This window comes from Bradyrhizobium sp. ISRA464 (genome assembly GCF_029910095.1).
Taxonomy (GTDB): domain Bacteria; phylum Pseudomonadota; class Alphaproteobacteria; order Rhizobiales; family Xanthobacteraceae; genus Bradyrhizobium.
The window spans coordinates 6,027,802-6,045,991 of the sequence record NZ_CP094526.1 but is presented as its reverse complement, the minus strand read 5'-3'; the positions used below and the strand labels follow the sequence as shown (position 1 = coordinate 6,045,991).

The window sequence follows — 18,190 nt, the reverse complement described above, 5'->3', positions numbered from 1 at the left end:
CTGATCGAAATGCCGCATTAGTTGAGGCGAATGGCAGACGATTCATTCGCTGAATTTTCACTTGAGAGAGCTATCGGCTTACGCTGGATCTTGCGGGATATACAGGCCCGCCGGCTGAAACTGTCGCCGGTCAACGACGAGGACTTGCGCGTCCTCACTGAGCTCGGTCTGATCGAATTGCACGATGATGGTCCGGCGCTGACACCGGAGGGAGCCGAAATCCTGAGCGGCTAGGGCGGAGCTGCAGTGATCTAGTGGGCTTTCAGGAAGCTCTCGCCGGAATTGCACTGACCCGATCCGAATTCGGGCGGTAACGGGGTCTGAAACTCCCGGACTAGGGAACTTTTTCTTGCCAGGCCAGATCGGGTGATCACAATGGCGGTTAGCGATCCAGCGCTGACGGGACCGCAATCTATGCTAACGTCGCCGGACGCTTATGTTCAGGGGGCGATCATGATCGAGCCGAAGCTTGAAGTTCCTGCCGAGCTCCGCGACCTCGCGGAAAAGACCATCGATCAGGCCGAGAAGGCCTTCGGCCTGTTCTTCGATGCGGCCAGCAAATCGATGGCGACGATGCCGGGTAGCGGAACGGAAATCTCCAAACAGGCGCTGTCATTCACCGAGCAGAATATGAAAGCAGCGTTCGAGCATGCGCGAAAGCTGGTGCACGCGACCGACCTTGAGGAGGCGATGCGGATCCAGTCGGAATTCCTGCGCAGCCAGTTCACCAATGCCGGCGAACATATGCGGCAGATCACCGGCAGCGTGATGTCTGCCACCAAGGACGCAACCAAGGGCAAAACCTAGGACAGAGTTTCCCGCGTGCTCAGCGTCGGCGGGCAACCGCGACGCCGAGCAGGAAGGCGACGAACAGGCTGGCAAGCGGTGCTTCGCGCGTGACTGCACTCACGGTGGCAAGGGCTCCGCCCTGACGACGCGAATGAGCGATCGTGCGGCTGAGTCGATCGACTGCGGCCCGAAGCCCATCCGACACCTCCGTGATCGTGCGCGAAACATCGGTTGCCGTATCGATCGCGCGTTCGGCGAGGCTGGGTTGCCGCGGGGATTCCGGCGTTTCGAAACTCATGCGACATGCCGTGGTTGCACTGAAGGATTAGAGGCGGCCGTGATCTCGCTATCCGCGCGTGCGCTTGCCTTGAACGGTGGGTCAATGAGCTTTGACTATCCGCGACAGGCGCCGGTCTGAGCGGCGGATTACGGCCACGTTCTGAAAATGCTGCAGGTGCGGATTGGTTCCGCGGGATAACCTCGCTTTCAATGAAGGGAACCGGAAACTTCCGGGCATGTCAGGGCTTGTTGCAGTAACGACAATCGCAGCGCAGGCCCCAAGTCATGACGGATGTTCGTCCGATCAAGGAGAGGAAGCGGCACGGCGGCGCGCCGCTCGTGGTCGCAGTGGTTGTCGCTACTCTCGGCGTGCTGGGCATGTTGATCGTGGATCACGGCCCATGGAGCAAGCCCAAGGTGCAGCCGGCCGCGACGGCCAACCACACAACGACCGGCGAGGCTGCACGTTCAGCCGGTGCAAAGGTGATACCGACCGAACCCAGGGCACCGATCGAACCCGCGCCGCCGGGACCGACGCCGGTCCAACCAGCGAACCCGAGTCCATTGCAATAGATTCAGATTCCGTTGCGTGGTGGAAACCTGATCCGACGCAAACCTAGACGTGACACGACGAGCGAGGCGTCAGCATGCATCCTTCGTACGTCGAATGAGCCGCGAGACAAGAATTGACGCGGTCGGGCAAATCAGCGGCACAAAGCCATCATTCGAGATTGCAGCAGTCAGCGCACGCTGACGAGCATGCCCCACGCTGCGGCAAGGCCGGCCCCGACCAGAACCAGGAACGGACTATCGCAGAACACGCCGCCATACTGGCACATGGTAGTGCCGAGCGAGCCGACCTGATGATGACCCGCGGCATAGAACAGGCCAGACAAGACCGCGAGCATGGCAGCAACGAAATACATTGACGCCTCCTTGCGATGCGAGAACGGCGCGTGCCAATCCGGCCAACGCCAGTCAGAATTGTCCTGATGCTGAGCCGAACGATGAACTGCCCGTTGGCTTGACACGTCGGGCAACTCAGCGGCACAGTGACATCATCGCAACAAGCATAGGGCGGTCCACAGAAGCCCGTGTTGCGATTTCCTCATGCGCACGAATTTTCGATGAAGGCGGTTTCTTGCCGTCGAAACCGATGCGTCGCATTTTATCAATTCCGTTCAGTTCGCAAAAAGGGTTTGCCGCGTCGGCTAACTCACCCGCATAGCTGCTGAGCAGATCGGACCTAACGACGCCTGGTATGAGTGGGTCTTGTTCGCGAAGTCTTCTGTCCCGGCAAGTCCGCGCTGCAGGCGAAGTGGGCAAGTGCAAACTGCAAACTGCAGCCAAATCTGAATGCATCTGATCTGTGCCGGCATTGATCGAGGATTTGCATCAGACTTATTCCTCGGAGCGTCATCTCGGGATCAGCCGAGATCGTCGATTCTGCAGCAAGAGCGATACCTAAGACCGCCCTCACAGGTACATAAAAGCCGCGCTTCCTGTCAGGTTAGTGGGGGCTGGAGTGCTGTTTTGAGCATCAGCTTAGCTGTAAACGCCACGCTATTCTTGCCGACCAAGGCCGTCCCGTCGACCCTCGCCATGCTGCTGTCATAAGTGCCGGTAAAGCCACACGATACTTCTCGACCGCCGAAAATCAGACTGACGCCGATCGCGTCGGCATGCTGGCGCGTCGTCAATTCTCCGCGCCACTTTCCATTCTCGAAACTGTACGATCCCGAATAATAGAAGTAGGTTCGCCGCCCAAGATGCGACCGTTGAGGAGAACGAGAACGCCGCTCGCGTGAGCGCGTGAACCGTCTTCCATCTTGATCTCGATCGTATATAGGCCGGTTTTTTGATGTCTGACGCCGCCGATCGCTCCCCCAATTGCTCCCGGGCATCAGACTAACGCTGCTCATCATTTGGAGCGATTGTCATTTAGCCGCAGCTTCTTCCCGCGCTCGCAAATGCCGACGTGGCGGCGCAGCGCGAGGGGAGCGTCAAATGCTGACGCGATGCTCGGAGTGAGGACGTGGCATCGTGGCCGACGCAGGGTCAATCGTCGGTCGTCACGGCCGGCCGTTTTCTGTCCTCGGCGGATCATCGAATTAGAGGAAGAACCTCGAATTCGTGAAATCGCGGCGGTGAAGGCAGCGTCCATTCTAGTGTTGTTGCTCCACTGCCCCAAGGGTTACCGGCCGCCCTCGACTTGCGGACGAGAGCATAAATCACGCCCAGAAAGAAAACGACGAACCCGGCGGCGGAAATATAGGCTCCGATCGAGGAAATCAGGTTCATACCAGCGAAAGCGTGCGGATAATCGACAATGCGCCTCGGCATGCCCGACAGGCCGAGGAAATGCATCGGGAAGAACGCAAGATTGACACCGACAAACGTCAGCCAGAAGTGCAACTTGCCGAGAGTTTCGGAATACATGTATCCCGTGAATTTCGGAAACCAGTAGTACCAGCCCGCGAAAATCGAGAACACGGCACCTAGTGACAGCACATAGTGGAAGTGCGCGACGACATAATAGGTATCCTGAAGTGACCGGTCGATGCCTGGATTGGCCAGCACTACACCGGTTACGCCTCCGATCGTGAACACGAAGATGAAGCCAATGGCCCACAGCATGGGCGTTTCAAACGTGAGCGATCCGCCCCACATGGTGGCGATCCAAGAGAAGATTTTGACGCCGGTGGGCACCGCGATCACCATGCTGGCGACGGCAAAATAGGCCTGAGCGCTGCTCGACATACCCACGGTGTACATATGGTGGGCCCAAACGACGAAGCCGATGAATCCGATGGCAACGATCGCATAGGCCATTCCGAGATACCCGAACACGGGTTTGCGGCTGAAGGTCGAGACAACTTGGCTGACAATCCCGAAGCCCGGTAAGATCATGATGTAGACCTCCGGATGGCCAAAGAACCAAAAGAGATGTTGGAACAGCAGTGGATCGCCGCCGCCCTCTGGCGCGAAGAATGTTGTCCCAAAATTCCGATCGGTAAGCAGCATGGTAATTCCGCCGGCGAGCACAGGCAGCGAGAGCAACAGCAGAAATGCGGTCACCAGCACCGACCATACGAAGAGTGGCATCTTGTGCATGGTCATGCCTGGAGCGCGCATGTTGAAGATAGTGGTGATGAAATTGATCGCGCCAAGGATCGAGGATGCGCCGGCCAGATGTAGCGATAGAATGACGAAATCGACCGACGGCCCGGGATGTCCGGCGGTAGAGAGCGGCGCGTAGAGCGTCCAGCCCGTACCGGCTCCGGAGGAGCCGGGCTCTCCCTCGACGAACATCGAAATGATGAGGAGCGCGAACGATGCAGGAAGCAGCCAGAACGAGATATTGTTCATGCGCGGGAACGCCATGTCTGGCGAGCCGATCATTAATGGCACCATCCAGTTGCCAAAGCCGCCCATCATGGCCGGCATAAGTGTGAAAAAGATCATGATCAGGCCGTGGCCTGTTACGAAGACGTTATAGGCATGCGGGTTCGCGAAGATCTGAAGGGCCGGCTCCTGCAATTCGGCCCGGATCACGACCGAGAGGATCCCGCCGATCAATCCCGCGCAGATCGCAAACACGAAATACATCGTGCCGATGTCTTTGTGATTGGTCGAATAGACGTACCGACGCCAACCAGTCGGCTGATCGTGTGGGTGGCCATGGGAAGAGACATCTGTGGAAATTGACATTTTTGTTCTTCCTTGAGCTTCGAGATGCGCGGAGCCGGCTTAATCCCGGCTATTCGATTCCAGTCGAGCGGTGATCCGGCTCTCAACTCGTTCGACTTGTGTTGCTGCGTGTCGTCCGATGGCCCGAGAAAGCGCGTCGCTTAGCAATGTCGTCCACGAGACGTTTGCTTCCGTCGGAACGCGATCTTTCAGGCGGTCGTTCGGTTTCCAGTCCGAAGTTGGCCAGGTCGGGGGCAACGACCCGAAGTAGGCGGGATAGACTTCGTGCATATAACAGGGGGACGACGCAGATTCGTGAGGGCTGGGTTCGTCCTCGTATCGGTCAAAGCATCCACGGTTCTGAGTCATCGCCCGGCCTGCGTCGCGATCAGGCGCCACTTGTTGGTCGGTGGCGCGCAACCGAATGTCCAGATGTCGATGCTGTGTCGCTCTTCGGTCCTTCTTTGGCTGCTTTCCGAAAGCCTATAAGAGCCGGCGATGAAGCGGATGGAAATCTCGACACGATCATCGTCGATGCGCGCGGCAACGATCTCAGGAGGCGCGATCAGTGCGAACAGAGTGTCCGCCTTCTCGTGTCGATCCTCTCTCGCCGCGATCGCGTCCGAAAAAGCAGCATAGACCTCAGGGGAAACGTGCCTGAGCAGTGTCACTTGGTCGCCGGCATCGAATGCCGCGACGATCGCCTCGTAGGCCGCAAGTCTGTCGCTGAGGAAGTCGTTCAAGGCGATGCCGCCACAACGCTTGAGGACATTGGATGCCATCGCTTCGAGTTCTGCGCAGCGTGCTGGAACGTTCAATGCTGAAGCATTCGCAGGAGAGATTGTTCGCCCCGATCGTTGAGCGGCTCTTGCCCTCGCAAGCGATGAAAAATGCTCGAACCAGAAGGTGAATAACCCGTAGACCCAAAGTCCCCACAACAGCGCGACGAGTGCTGAACCGTTGCTATCCTCCGGCATAGCGACCTCCCGGATGTTTGTCGCCCACGGCGAAATATGTCTGTCTGGTTGCCCGAATGGTCGCTCGCCCTTTCCGGACAAACAAACGAATTTAATCGCTCAATTAAACCAAAAGAATTGCAGTGAACGTCGAAGGACTGACACGATGTGTGGGAGGGAAGAAACTTACGAAGGAGTTCGTGCCGCCGGGCAATGGGGTGAGCGCACCCCGGTCGTGACACCGGGTTGGAGAAAACACCACAGCGAAACATCCGGGTTCGATCATTGCGGTGCTGTCGGAAACGTCAGTCCGTGGCAATCCTTGCGCTGCTGCTCGTGCTCGAGTTCGGCAGGGGGGCCGTTGCGCTGGAGTAACTTGCGGAGGCGCCATCCGCCTTGTTGTTGTTGTAATACGTCGAGACGGCGGTTGCGAACAGGAAGCTCCACCAAACTACGACGCAAAACAGCAGTCGGACGCTTATCTCCGAAGCCGGCATCGAATTTGCGTCTGCTTTGGAAGACGGCAGCAGTCCAGTCAACCGCGACGCGACCGCTTCCCTCTGGGCGACGCTCCAGCTCTGTCCGGATACGTTGCGGAGCACCGAGACCAAACGCTTCTGCGCAAGTGTCCCGGCCATTGTTTCAAGACGAGCCGCTTCTTCCCAGGGGTCGACACCCATTCGTGTCAATGCAGAAATGACACTGAGCTGCGTTCCGCTACTATCCTCGCAGATCACTGCAAACAGAAAGTCGTCATATCTGGACGACGGCACAGAGGTTGTACGGATCTCCATCTGATCCTCCCCTGCGTTCCAGGTTGAAAGTGCCGGAGACGCAGACATGCATGGACGATGGTTCTGTCCCGCTCATTGCCTTCCTTTCCTCTCCGTTGACAAGCGATAATTTGTGCTCGTTCGTATCAAAGAAACGCTGCAAGACGTACAAGGACGACAGTCCTCAGGCGCGAGTTCTCCGCGGCGCGCGGGGTTATTCGAGGAGCGATCAGCGTTTTTGCTTCGAACACGCAATATTTGTCGCTTGTCAAGCGCGATCAGGCGTCGCCAAGTCTAGCGAAGCATTGGGAATGGACGCTTCGGTCGGTAGACGGCAAAGCCGATCGGAATCGTAGGGACCGTCCGCTGCATCGTCAGGAGGCGCCTTCCGGAGAGTCGCAATTGATCCGTCAACCAGCCGAGAATGAGGGGCGAGCGTGAACTACGCAAGATCCAGCCATTTTCATCCGACCAAATTGCCGCCGGTTACGATCTCAAAGACAGATCGAGCAAGACTGGTCTCTATCGCCGTTGCAGCACTGACAGACAGGCGGCGGTCCGCGGCCGCTTCAAATCTGCTGCGAGAACTCGACCGCGCCACCATTGTCCCGGACGCTCAATTTCCAGAAAATGTCGTCGCCGTCCACTCGCGGGTTCACTTGCGCGACAATATCACGGGAGAAGACAGCCGAATTACCCTCGTGCTTCCCGGCGAGACGTGCGCCGGACCAAATGCCCTTTCGGTGTTGACGCTCCTGGGAGCCGCCTTGATTGGGTTGTCCGAGGGCGCTTCGATTGATTGGTGCGCGGCCAGCGGAGACCGCAGCAGCAAAACGGTTCTTCGTTGCGAGTAGGGGGCGACGCTGGATGTCGCCTGTGGGGAATAGAGCCCAGCGCAGCGGGGCGAGGGGGCCGACCTCTACGTCCCACCAAGACCATGTGGCAGGTCAGAACGAATTGATCACGGAGTGTGCTGCTTCCCTCTCGTCTTTGGCTTCCGGCCTGACATTGTCCGTACGGGTCTCGGACTTTACGGCGACGAGCACGCTGCATGGCGGCTTGTGCAAGATGGTTTCTCCCACGGAGCCATTCAACCAACGCGCGAGCGTTCCTTGATCTCGATGACCGACCACGATCAAATCGGCGCTCATCTCCTTGGCAGCACGAACGATTTGTTCGGATGGCTTGCCGTACCTCAGGGCTCCCATTGTTGAGCAGCCGGCGTCATGCAGGCGTCTCACGCCTTCGTCAATCGCCGCCTGTACTGCAAATCGTTGGGCGTCGGAAACGACAAACGACATCGCCTCGACGACTGGCATGCTTTCGGTCCCGTCGATGATCGCGACGAGATGAACGGTAGCACCGCACGACAATGCCAAGCCTTGGGTCTGAGCGAGCGCTTCGCGGCCGTCTGCCGATCCGTCGAAGGCCAAGAGAATTCTTTGGTACACGTGCAATCTCCCTCTTTGCGATTGGTCTCTGGCGAACACGCCGCTTATGATGACATTCGGCCAGAGCTAGGGGCCTGGCGTCAACATATTCCCCCGATCAATCGCGGCAAATGAAAAGTCCCGTCATTTGACGGCAACATTATTGATTGCTTGGACATGAGGCGCGGTGGGGCGCACGACGCGAGTGTGCTGAATGTTCGAGGCTCTCCGGCATCTCGGACCCATCAACGTCCTTGCTGAAAATCGGCAAATCTTCTCGTTTGCAAATGTCGTGCAAAGAACGACAAGTCAAAATGGCCGAGACGCATCATCAAGTGAGCGGTCTTGACGGCCAATTCTCCTCGTTTGAGGAACGACATCATGCACAAAGCCTCGTTACAAGCTGGCGTAGACGATAGCGGCCGTAAACTCGCATCATCTCCATGTGGAATGAGCGAGAGCGACCCCGCGTACATCGGTTATTGGTCCAGGGGAGAAGTGTTGATCTTTCTTGATAGCCTCCTCGAAGGCGAGCGAGCAGGCATCGGAGCGTTCGCAGCGATCGGCCGCTCTATCGAACAGCATCTCGCAGACCTCATCTTCGAGTCCGAACTGGCGCAGGGAGCGATTTGCGTTCTGCTTAAAAAGGAAATGATCAGGAAAGGCGGCGCACACATGGTGGGCCGGAGAAGGGAGGCCGCTCCGTCCAATCCGGCAGGCGGCATTCGGAGTGCCATCGCATTCGCCCGCTCGCATCAGGCCCGGTTGGCGGATATGATCGAGGATGCCGTCTTGAACATCTTCGATTCAAGACTGAATGCGAAGCTGATGTATTTGCTGCTGCTGCATCGCAAGCAGGTCGAGCTACTCGATACGGTTCATGCCGGTGCCGCGAGCGGAAAGTCCCGATCTCTGTCCGAGCGGTGATAGATCGTGACGCGAGCTCCCGACGGCAAGGTCTCAAAGAACGGTAGCTGAATGCTTGCCGCGCCGGCCTTGACATTCGTTCTTGTGGCCGTTGCCGTCGGACTGGGTGCCGCCTTCGTGTGGTTTCTTAGGGAGGCCGAGCGGGCATCCAATGTGCAACGCGGCGGAAAACGGCGCCGTCAGAAACGCGGGTGATTGTTCGCCCCGTCAACGTCGGCGCAATGGGCGTGTCATATTGGATGGGGGTTGAGCTGATCCCCGGCTTGCTCCTACGTCCAGGACCGTGAGGCTTCGTTCCCAGCCATGCTCCGTCCAACGGAACGACTGTCCGGGCCCGAGGCCGATTAGAGCACTTCCGACCGAAGTCAGGACCGATATGCACTGGCGACCTCCGGCCTGCTCCGGAACGACAAGACGGGCAGGTCGAGCAAGTGTATTTGCGTGCTCGACGAATTTTACCTTGGATCCGAGTCTGACGACCGAATTCAGCACGACGCCATCCGGAACAATATCGGCGCGGTCGATCTCTTCACGAAGGCGTCTCCTACTTCTTCACGACTGTAGCGGCGCGCAGTGCGGCAAGCGCCACGTCCAGCGCGGCGGCATCAACATTCGTGGAGTACGTTGCGTAGACTGGGAAAGAGAACCGCGGCGCGCCCGGCACCAGATGGAGGTCTCCGGTCAATAGATAGGGCTGAATCGCGTGCATTCGAAAGTATCCGGAGCCTCCTTCCAAAAGAGTGTAGGTCAGGGCAAACGGACCGAGATTGGTCAGCAGGCTCGGGACCGTATCCGGAAAACTCATTGCGTGATGAAGGGAGAACTCCGAGCCCCATTCGACATGGACATACCGAGGATCGCTTTTGCGATGTTTCGCAAGATCGGTGGTCACGAGTACGAGCTCTTCCTCCATCAACAAATCGACCCCTATTCCCGGCCGATGGTGCGGAGCATACATGATGGCAATATCCACGAGTCCCGCCGCAACGTGCGAAGTCAAATCCAGGGGAACGTCGACATGAACACGAAGTGCGATGTCGGGATGGGAGCGTCGCATCATCCTGACCCAATCGACCAGAAGCGGCTGCCATAAGCTGACTTCGCTTCCGATCGTCAACACGGCGCTGTGGCCTTCGGGCACCGCCACCTGCTGCTTTGCACGCTGCCACAACTGCACGAAATTTGGGGCAAAGCGCAAGAACTGCTGACCGGCGGGAGTGAGATTCGCGCCAGCCTTGTTTCGAACGAACAGAGGCCGCCCGAGTTGCTGCTCAAGGAGGCGTATGCGCGCGCTGACCGTCGTCTGTGCGACATTCAGGCGTTCGGCAGCCTTGATGAAGCTGCCGGTTGAGACGATCTCGACAAATGTTCTGGCGAGTTCGATATCCATGCGTTGATAGCAGGATCTTTGCAGAAAAATGTCAATTCAATTCGCTTGCCTTGACTGTACCTCGTTTGGCGTAATGCGGACGCAAGGTGAAGTGATCGTCGCTTGAATTCGACGTGTGCGCTTTCGTCGCAATGCCGACCTCCAGGTAACAGACTATGTTGGCGAAAATCCATGACTTAAGTCGTCGAAATCGATTCAGGTGTCGCGCGCCATCGTCCGCATGCAGGTCGCGCATTTGCGGTCCCCTTTTTTCCGAATCGGCTGCTCGCGCCGTCCGGGTCCTTCACCTCCTTAAAACCTGAGAGAGTGGCTTCATCTTCGAAGCCCCTTCATCTTGCGAAGAACGAGGTCGCTCTTGTTGCCTTTTCCGAAGATTGCGTTGACGGCATCAGACTACCCGCGACTCGCGCGCAGCCTGGAATCGAGGGGATATGGACGCACTTCTCCTGATGGGTGAGATCAATCGGGCGGAGATCGTGTCCGACGTGGAAGATGCCGACTCGCTTGAGGATAGGATCATGGGTGACCTACCGGGCGAACTGGGGCGTTCCGCTAAAGACGGTTCAACTGGTCTGGCCTGAAGACCAGTCTTTCGATCTTGCCCGCATCTCGGTGCTGTCGACATTGGGGGCCGCCCTGATTGGCCTGCGGCGGGCGACCGGATGCCTTACTTCGTCGCCGGTTGCCTGAACGTCGTCAGGATCGAGAACGTGGAACGATCGCGCTCGAATGTCGTGCCGGTGTTCCGCGCTCCAACATTCGCAGAGGCAGGGACATCGGATGACGATCCGGGGCCGACAGCCGCATGACGGAAGGGAGCACCCCTGACGAATTCCAAGGACGGCCGCTTCAAGATGCGCTTTGGCGCGCCTGTGGTAGGGTTGATGACCCCGGATGCAGATTCGCAAATGTCGTGAGATGCTTCGGCGCAAAATGTGCTGGGGTACGCGCCAAGCGCTCGACTAGACCGCGGAAAAAGAGCGGCCTCGGTCCGGGGTAGTGGCTGGGGTTGGACTGAGGCCGCTTTGCGACAGCCATGTGAGGCAGCGCAGTCTGAGTTCGCCCAAGATTCGCGGCAGAATCGTGACCGCTATCGCTTGCTACGCTTGGCTCTTTGCGGGGCTGGAGCGGTCTGCTGTGTTGCAGCGGGGTTCTCAGCGTTCGCCGATGCCAGTGAGTCAAGTCGCGAAGTCAGCGAACCAAGCTGATCAGACAATAGCTTTTGCTCGCCCTGTTGTACTGATGCCTTCTGTTGAATTTCGTTGACCTGAGCAGCCAGCTTCTGTTGATCAGACTGAATCCCTTGCACCGCCTGTTGGAGCGACGACAAAGTCTGCCTGATCTGCTCAACCGCCGGGTCTGGGGGAGACGCCACCTCGGCCTTTTGTTGCGGGGCAACCGACTTGCTGCCGGTACTGTAGTGCACCCAAAGGAAGCTGCCAGCCGCGATGATGACAAGTAGTGCAGCCACCAGCCACAGTGCTGATGATCGCTGCCGTGTGTCGGCGGGCGTTAAAGGGTCGGTCATGACGGTTTCCCCGATCGTGGTGCGGTCCGGCCAACGAACCATCGTGGGGTTCGTTCCCAGTAGCGCGCTCGTCGTGCAGCCGCACTACTTTGGCCACATCGCCGTAAGTCCCCTGGAGATCCGAGTTTTCCCATTTTGGGGATGCTCGCAATTTAGCGGTGTGCCGGTCTGAGCCTCTCGTTTCGTAAAGCATGAGGGCCCTTCGGTAGGTTGGCGCGGAACCCAAAATCGCTGCAGTGCGTTATTCCAGTTTCCGCTGGAGGTGAGTGTGATGAACAGTCATCGAACGGCACTGATCCTTTTCGCATTCGCTCTCGCGCTCGCACTTATAGCAGCAACAGTTACCACGCTGGAGAACGTCAAGACGCGCGTGGCCAGCAATGACACGCCGCCAGGTACGACCGGGCTTGCGAAGCCACACCCGCCGCTTGATCGGGCGCCCGGCGTGCCGATAGAGATCGCGCGATAGGGCTGCCATGCCCCGCTCCGCCCCGGGGTGAGCTAATTCGAGCTTGCGGATGATCATGGCATTGTCGCAAGGCCTATCCCTCCGCCACCGTCCGAGCGACGCATTGATCTCACTCAACGGCCAGGCTTCCTGCCCTCCAGCGACTTCAGGAACAGGATGAAATCATTGACCTGATCCGGCTCGAAGCTGAACTCGGGCATGCTCGGATGGCCGGTGACGAATGCCTCTGCGAGTGCCTCCTGCAGCATCTCGACCCTCATGCAGTGTTCGGAAGGGCGGCGCGATTATTATCAGACGACAACGCGGTCCAGGGCGGGAGGTGTTCGGGTGCCGAACACACCAGCGTGTAGCAGCCTGCACACCGAGGATCAGAGGCATGCCATCTCGTGCTGGACAGCTTGGCGAGTCGCCCTTGCGCCGGCCGACATAGATGCCGTTCCGCTCCTTGCCATCTAAGCTCATGTTCAAGACAGTACTCTAGTCCTCTTCGACCTGACGAGAATCGTAGCTTTCCTGTGTGCACGCAGATCTCCCGCGTGGGCCCGACCTCGTAAATCGCGCACTCGCTAGAACCTGCTGGTATACCGTTGCGCTCGGCCAAAGCGTTGCTTGCGCGCAAGCTCGACCGTCTCTGCGGCGGGCGCGACAAATTCAGGGCCAAGCTGCCAAGACCAAGCCCAAAGTGCTTGGCGGCAGGAGTTGATGACGTGGGATACGCCGAAATGCACGGATACGATAGATCGGCTGTCGCTAGGCCCTCGCAGGGCGAGGCGCTTCGCGACGCACAAAGGCCGCTGCACACCATCAATCGCCTAGACCCGGATCGAGAAGCGGTCGAACGCGGTCAGGGTCTGAATTCGCACCTCGAGCTCGCGCTGATAGATTGTTCGCTGCAGGTAGTCGATCTCCGCCGCCTGATCGCTTTCCTCAACGTCGATGTACCAGGATCGCGGTCGACCGTCGGCGCCGTCGCTCCAGCGATAGCCGCGCCGCTTGAGCTCGTCCTTGAGTTCAAAGGGCGAGTGCTCAGCCCAGATCCTGATCGTCTTGCGCCGGGCTCGCTCGAGCAGGATGGAGAGGATGGTGCGATCGAGGTTGGGCAGGCGAAGCGCCAGGATCTCGAGCAGCGCCAGGCAATCGTCGACCGCCCGGTGCGCCTCGTGAAACAGGCCGGCCTTCATGAGGAGATAGGACAGGCGCGATCCTTCAAAACCGTGGCTGCGCCATTCCACCTCGCTGACCGAACACGCCCAGGCCTTGTGCGCGAACAGCGGCGCGTAGCGCTCCATGAACTTGCGATCGAAGGCCGCATTGTGGGCGATGACCACGACAGCATCGGAGACGAATTGGTTGACACGATCCTCCTCAAGCTGGTGCCCACGGACCATCTCATCGGTTATCCCGGTGAGGGCGGTGATCTCGGCGGGAATGGCCACCGAGGGTTGGTTGAAGCAGCTGAAGCTGTCGATGACGCGTGCGATCCGGCCGTCCGGCAGATAAGTGAACTTGACCATGCCGAGTTCAATGATCTCGTCACGGACCGGATCGAGGCCAGTGGTCTCGACGTCAAGCAAGATCGCGGTCTTTGCAGCTTCGCCATTGCCCGGGGTGAACTCCGAGCGCGGAACCAGACGGCGCAACACCCGGTAGTCGGGGGATTGCTCCAGCGTGGCCGCGATGTCGGCGAGAGTCGGATGAGCGGTCATGTTGGCGGTGGAGGACTCCATGCATGGGCTCGCAGTCTAACCGATCCGGCACAAGGCGGGCACATCCCGCCTGTGGATAGACACGTAGAACGGCCGGGGTTTGGGAAACGCTGATGCAGAGGTGTCGAGTTTGCGTGCGATTAGAGGGGTCGGATCGCCGCAAGTGGTTGGTGACTGACCTCCAGATTGGCGGGCCCGCGCATGCGTGGCGGGTTCTGGTGAATCGTGCCGCATCGAGTGATGGCTGCCGGCTTCGAAAACCCTCGCGCCGTGCATAGCATCCGCTCAATCACTTATTGCTGAAAAACAGAAATGCGACTCGACCAGTTGACCGATCGCCGGTATAATCCTGTCTCAGTGAGTTGGGGTTCGGTGATGTCGGATGAACACGTCAGGTCTTCGGACCTCGTTGAGATCGCGCGCAGAAACGGCGACTTTCGGAAGCACTATGGCGTCGTGCTTGGTGCGATCCTGTACCTCGTCTCCATCAACGCCGCGCGATCGCGGTCGATCTGGTGGAGCGGTCTGATGACGGCTTTGATCGGCGCGGTTGTTCTGTGGCTCCGGGCTAGATGGAACATCAGTTAGGTGAAGGCAGCAGGCGCGACCGATTGACGAGAAGAGCTAGAGCTGATCCGAAAGTCCGCCTATAGGCCAATTCCGAGCTCGGCGTATATGTGAAGGCACGGGAGTTCGACAAGGGTATCTTGGTGGCGCCTTCTCGTGAGGTCGTCTCTTGGATCCGTTCGTTGATGATGGGTGTCGCGGCGCTGGCATTTAACCTGTTTTTGCCTTCAATCCGGCATCGCCTCGTCAGGTCGTTCTCTTGCGCGTGGTCGCGCGTTGTGTGGTCCGGATGATGCCGTCGCGGATCAGATCGCCGCAGATCTCCTTGAGAAGGGTCGTGGTCTCATGCGTCGCTCTGCTGATGGGGCGGCCACGCGGCAGGGCGAGCACCCGTTCGGCGCGCATCCACGGCAAGAGTGCCGCTGAGAGCTGGCCGGCGTCGATCTCCTGGTAGATGCCGGAATAGGGCAATAGCGCGTAGCCGAGACCGGAAGCGACGATGCGTTTCATCGGCGTGCTGCTTTCGACGCGCACGAAAGAGGGGACTTCCGCAGGGAACGGCGTGCGGCTCAACGGGAGGACGGCACGCGGCAGGTGCTTCACGTCATTGACTGTCATCCTGCCGCGCTTGAGCAGGGGATCGCGTGGCGGGCCGATCAGAAACACCTGCTCCACCACCAACGTCTCATAGGCCAGATGATCGTTCGGCTGCGGCGCCGTGACGATTGCAAGATCGAGCTGGCCGCGCATCAGGCGGTCGCAGGCAAGCTCGGTCAGGGCCTCGCCGAGTTCGAGCTGCACGCGAGGAAAGCGTTCGGCAATGAGACGGGCGAGCGGCGGATAGAAGATCTCCGCAACGCTCGATGGCGCGCCCAGCCGTACCGTGCCGCTCGGCTCGCGGTTCTCGGTGCGCACCTCGGCCTTGATGTCGTCGACCGCTCCGAGCAGCCACCGCCCGCGCTCCAGCAGCACCTTGCCGGATTCGGTCACCGCGACGCCGCGCGCGGTGCGCGTGAGCAGCGCGCCGCCGAGCTCATGTTCCAGCTCCTTGATGTGACGGCTGAGCGCGGACTGCGCGATGTTCAGCGCGCTGGCGGCTGCGCCAAAGCCGCCGCGCTCCGCCACACCGATGAAATAGCGAAGCTGACGCAGGTCCATTCGCCTCTCCATCTCGGAATGAGATGGAGAGCATATCAAACATGTTCTTGTGAGATGTCAAAAAGAACGCATCCTACGGCGAACAACGCGTAACGGGGAAGGAAACGCTGATGGGCACCTCTGTCGAGACGCAGCGCCGGACATCGATCATGATCGTCGGCGGCGGACCGGTTGGGCTCGCGATGGGGCTGCTGCTCGATCGCTTCGGCATCGACGCCATCATCGTCGAGAAGAGCCCAACCACGACCGATCATCCGAAGTCGCGCGGCTGCTGGGTTCGGACCATGGAGATCTTCCGTCAATGGGGGATCGAGCAGGCGATCCGCGATCGCGGCCTGCAGGATTCCTCCGACATGTTCGTTCAGGTCGAAAGTATCGCCGGCCGCGAGATCAGCCGCTCGCGCCCCGAGCCCAATCTCGGCCAGACTCCGGCCTGGAAATCGCTCGTCGCGCAGGATGCGGTCGAGGAGGAGATCTACAAGGTCATTGCGCATTCCAACCTGGTTCACGTGCATTTCTCGACCGAATTGGTGGGCTTCGAGGAGGTCGAGGATGGCGTTGTCTGCGAGATCCGATCGGTGGAGACGGGTCGCAGCGAGCGCCGGCACGCCAGATATCTTCTTGCCTGCGACGGCGCCGGCAGCCAGACCCGGCGCCGCGCCGGCATCGACATGGTGGGCCCAGCGACGCTTGCGGTGATGCTCAACGAATATTGGCGCGGCGATCTCTCACGGTTTCCGATCACGCGCGAGGCCGCGGGCTACCAGGTCTATAGCGACAAGCCGGGTATGCCGCGGCGAGCGGGCATTCTCAACACCAATGGCCGCGATCGCTGGCTGTCGGTGATGCAGATCGGCGAGGAGAAGGATGAGCGGCCGCGGCCGTGGACGGATGCGGAGACCGTCGAGATCATCCGTACCCACGCAGGCGTCCCCGACCTCGAGGTGACGCTGCTCAACCGCTCGATCTGGCGGATGAGCAAGCAGGTTGCCGCGCAGTTCCGCAAGGGCCGCGTCTTCGTGGTCGGCGATGCCGCGCATCGCTTTCCGCCGACCGGCGGCTTCGGCCTGAACTCGGGCGTGCAGGACGCACACAACCTCGCCTGGAAGCTCGCTTATGCGTTGCGCGGGCTCGCCTCGGAGCGGCTGCTCGAGAGCTACGATGTCGAGCGCCGCCCGGTGGCGCAATCGAACGCCGATTTCAGCTACGGCAACCTGATCCGCTTCCGCCGGCTCGACGAGGCCGTGCGATCCGGCAATGAGGACCGCATCCGCTTCTGGGTCAACGACCTCGACAATCATCTGCACTCGATCGGCCAGGCGCTCGGCTTCTCCTATGAGGAGGGCGCCGTGGTTCCTGACGGCACGCCGCGCGGCGGCCACCTGACGCGAACCTACTTCCCATCCGACCGCCCGGGCGGACGTTTTCCGCATCTGTGGCTCGACATGGCGCGCAAGCGCTCGACGCTCGACTGGTTCGACAAGGAGTTCACCGTCGTCACCGGCGCGCTCGGCGGCGAATGGCTGGAGGCCGGCCGCGTTGTCTCCGACAAGCTCGGCATCCCGCTCAACCTCCAGCAATTGCCGAATGCGCATCAATCGGAGGGCATCCAGATGGGCTTGCGCGGCGCCGCGCTGGTCCGACCCGACGGCCATGTGGCCTGGCGCATGCCCTACATCCCGCAGGATCCCGCGCGCGAACTCGCCGGCGCTCTGCAAGCCGTGTTGCACTAGCCATGGAGAGAGTTGAGGCCAACGGCACCTCGATCAGCTTCAAACGCAGCGGCGAGGGGCCGCCGCTGTTTCTGCTGCATGGCGCGGAAGCCGATCATTCCATGTTCGATGCTTTTGGTGCTGTGCTTGCACTACATTTCACCGTCATCGCCTATGATCAGCGCGATTCCGGCGCCACGCGCAATCCGCCAGTGCCCTACGGCCTGGGCGAGCTCGCCGACGATCTTGCCGCGCTGATCGCAGCACTCGGCTATGTGCGCGCGCATGTGTTCGGCACCTCCTTTGGTGGCGCGATTGCGCAGCTGGCTGCCGTCTGTCACCCGGCGCGGATCGACCGCCTGGTGCTCGCCTCGACCTTTCGCGTCGGCGTGTCGGTCGCGTCGATCAACCCTGAAGGCGTTCCGAGGTTTGCCGAGCTGCGTGCACGCCTGCCGGAGAGCCTGCCGGCATTCGCCGAATATTTCTTCGCGCCAAGCTACATCGCGGCGCATCCGGAAGCGCTCGCTCTCTTCACGGGCAACAAGCGTGACACCGGACAGAGAGAGCGCCGCGGTGCGGTGCTGGGGCAGCCGATCGAGATCTCGCTCGGCGCGATCAAGGCGCCAACGCTGGTGTTGGCGGGAAGCGAGGACCGCCTGATTCCGCCCGCGCATACGCAGTCGCTGGCGCGTGAGATTCCGGGCGTCCGTAGCGCCGTCATCGAAGGCATCGGCCATGTCGGCACGATTCAGGATCCGGCGGCGGTGGCAGCGCAAGTGAGGGCCTTTCTGCAAAGCAAGAACTAAGGCAAATCGT

General features: G+C 59.9%; 20 protein-coding genes and 1 pseudogene. 10 read left to right on the top strand and 11 right to left on the bottom strand.

The features are described from left to right. The first annotated feature begins 30 nt into the window (after window positions 1-30). Window positions 31-234: a hypothetical protein gene (locus MTX19_RS28390; protein ID WP_280980336.1), complete on the top strand. Its 204-nt coding sequence runs from the start codon at window positions 31-33 to the stop codon at window positions 232-234. Between the two features lie 219 nt (window positions 235-453). After that, window positions 454-807, top strand: a complete 354-nt coding sequence (locus MTX19_RS28385) for a phasin (RefSeq protein ID WP_280978180.1) — start codon at window positions 454-456, stop codon at window positions 805-807. A 19-nt stretch (window positions 808-826) separates the two neighbouring features. Here MTX19_RS28385 and MTX19_RS28380 read toward each other — a convergent pair whose 3' ends face one another. After that, on the bottom strand, window positions 827-1,087 hold the full coding sequence (locus MTX19_RS28380; RefSeq protein ID WP_280980335.1) for a hypothetical protein: 261 nt from the start codon (window positions 1,085-1,087) through the stop codon (window positions 827-829). A gap of 266 nt (window positions 1,088-1,353) precedes the next feature. On the opposite strand from MTX19_RS28380, the gene MTX19_RS28375 reads away from it, so the two are divergent. Next, complete coding sequence (locus tag MTX19_RS28375; protein WP_280980334.1) at window positions 1,354-1,641, top strand: hypothetical protein; 288 nt, start codon at window positions 1,354-1,356, stop codon at window positions 1,639-1,641. 167 nt (window positions 1,642-1,808) lie between these two features. Here the strand turns inward: MTX19_RS28375 and MTX19_RS28370 are convergent, their stop codons facing one another. The 4 genes from MTX19_RS28370 to MTX19_RS28355 form a co-directional block, all read right to left on the bottom strand. Beyond that, window positions 1,809-1,994 (bottom strand): hypothetical protein, encoded by a 186-nt coding sequence (locus MTX19_RS28370; protein ID WP_280980333.1) that lies wholly within the window; start codon window positions 1,992-1,994, stop codon window positions 1,809-1,811. 1,177 nt (window positions 1,995-3,171) lie between these two features. After that, the gene (ctaD, locus tag MTX19_RS28365) at window positions 3,172-4,779 is read right to left on the bottom strand and encodes a cytochrome c oxidase subunit I (protein WP_280980331.1); all 1,608 of its coding nucleotides are present in this window, start codon (window positions 4,777-4,779) and stop codon (window positions 3,172-3,174) included. A gap of 344 nt (window positions 4,780-5,123) precedes the next feature. Next, a complete protein-coding gene (locus MTX19_RS28360) occupies window positions 5,124-5,735 on the bottom strand; it encodes a TIM44-like domain-containing protein (protein ID WP_280980330.1) in 612 nt (203 codons plus the stop codon). 284 nt (window positions 5,736-6,019) lie between these two features. Then, window positions 6,020-6,508, bottom strand: coding sequence for a hypothetical protein (locus MTX19_RS28355; protein WP_280980329.1), 489 nt, complete (start codon window positions 6,506-6,508; stop codon window positions 6,020-6,022). 416 nt (window positions 6,509-6,924) lie between these two features. On the opposite strand from MTX19_RS28355, the gene MTX19_RS28350 reads away from it, so the two are divergent. Beyond that, window positions 6,925-7,341 (top strand): GreA/GreB family elongation factor, encoded by a 417-nt coding sequence (locus MTX19_RS28350; protein ID WP_280980328.1) that lies wholly within the window; start codon window positions 6,925-6,927, stop codon window positions 7,339-7,341. Between the two features lie 93 nt (window positions 7,342-7,434). Here MTX19_RS28350 and MTX19_RS28345 read toward each other — a convergent pair whose 3' ends face one another. After that, the gene (locus MTX19_RS28345) at window positions 7,435-7,938 is read right to left on the bottom strand and encodes a universal stress protein (protein ID WP_280980327.1); all 504 of its coding nucleotides are present in this window, start codon (window positions 7,936-7,938) and stop codon (window positions 7,435-7,437) included. A 480-nt stretch (window positions 7,939-8,418) separates the two neighbouring features. Between MTX19_RS28345 and MTX19_RS28340 the strand changes: the two genes are divergently transcribed. Further along, window positions 8,419-8,844, top strand: coding sequence for a hypothetical protein (locus MTX19_RS28340; protein ID WP_280980326.1), 426 nt, complete (start codon window positions 8,419-8,421; stop codon window positions 8,842-8,844). 544 nt (window positions 8,845-9,388) lie between these two features. Here the strand turns inward: MTX19_RS28340 and MTX19_RS28335 are convergent. Next, window positions 9,389-10,234: a LysR family transcriptional regulator gene (locus MTX19_RS28335; RefSeq protein ID WP_280980325.1), complete on the bottom strand. Its 846-nt coding sequence runs from the start codon at window positions 10,232-10,234 to the stop codon at window positions 9,389-9,391. A 431-nt stretch (window positions 10,235-10,665) separates the two neighbouring features. Between MTX19_RS28335 and MTX19_RS28330 the strand changes: the two genes are divergently transcribed. Both MTX19_RS28330 and MTX19_RS28325 read left to right on the top strand, forming a co-directional pair. Next, window positions 10,666-10,815 carry a hypothetical protein gene (locus tag MTX19_RS28330; RefSeq protein WP_280972843.1) on the top strand — a complete coding sequence of 50 codons (150 nt, stop codon included), beginning with the start codon at window positions 10,666-10,668 and terminating at the stop codon, window positions 10,813-10,815. Then, window positions 10,757-10,924 carry a hypothetical protein gene (locus MTX19_RS28325; protein ID WP_280980324.1) on the top strand — a complete coding sequence of 56 codons (168 nt, stop codon included), beginning with the start codon at window positions 10,757-10,759 and terminating at the stop codon, window positions 10,922-10,924. The genes MTX19_RS28330 and MTX19_RS28325 overlap by 59 nt, the downstream gene beginning before the upstream one ends. A 400-nt stretch (window positions 10,925-11,324) precedes the next feature. Here MTX19_RS28325 and MTX19_RS28320 read toward each other — a convergent pair whose 3' ends face one another. The 3 genes and pseudogenes from MTX19_RS28320 to MTX19_RS28310 form a co-directional block, all read right to left on the bottom strand. Beyond that, the gene (locus tag MTX19_RS28320) at window positions 11,325-11,762 is read right to left on the bottom strand and encodes a hypothetical protein (protein WP_280972840.1); all 438 of its coding nucleotides are present in this window, start codon (window positions 11,760-11,762) and stop codon (window positions 11,325-11,327) included. Window positions 11,763-12,344: 582 nt separating this feature from the next. Next, window positions 12,345-12,522: pseudogene (locus tag MTX19_RS28315) on the bottom strand (cytochrome c); the annotation flags it as partial. Between the two features lie 521 nt (window positions 12,523-13,043). Beyond that, a complete protein-coding gene (locus tag MTX19_RS28310; RefSeq protein WP_280984899.1) occupies window positions 13,044-13,937 on the bottom strand; it encodes a 3'-5' exonuclease in 894 nt (297 codons plus the stop codon). 312 nt (window positions 13,938-14,249) lie between these two features. Between MTX19_RS28310 and MTX19_RS28305 the strand changes: the two genes are divergently transcribed. After that, window positions 14,250-14,525: a hypothetical protein gene (locus MTX19_RS28305; RefSeq protein ID WP_280980323.1), complete on the top strand. Its 276-nt coding sequence runs from the start codon at window positions 14,250-14,252 to the stop codon at window positions 14,523-14,525. Window positions 14,526-14,750: 225 nt separating this feature from the next. On the opposite strand, the gene MTX19_RS28300 is transcribed toward MTX19_RS28305, so the two are convergent. After that, window positions 14,751-15,662, bottom strand: a complete 912-nt coding sequence (locus tag MTX19_RS28300) for a LysR family transcriptional regulator (RefSeq protein WP_280980322.1) — start codon at window positions 15,660-15,662, stop codon at window positions 14,751-14,753. 110 nt (window positions 15,663-15,772) lie between these two features. On the opposite strand from MTX19_RS28300, the gene MTX19_RS28295 reads away from it, so the two are divergent. Together MTX19_RS28295 and MTX19_RS28290 are read left to right on the top strand one after the other, a co-directional pair. Continuing rightward, window positions 15,773-17,395, top strand: a complete 1,623-nt coding sequence (locus MTX19_RS28295; protein ID WP_280980321.1) for an FAD-dependent monooxygenase — start codon at window positions 15,773-15,775, stop codon at window positions 17,393-17,395. Between the two features lie 2 nt (window positions 17,396-17,397). Continuing rightward, window positions 17,398-18,180: an alpha/beta fold hydrolase gene (locus tag MTX19_RS28290; RefSeq protein ID WP_280980320.1), complete on the top strand. Its 783-nt coding sequence runs from the start codon at window positions 17,398-17,400 to the stop codon at window positions 18,178-18,180. Window positions 18,181-18,190: the final 10 nt, after the last annotated feature.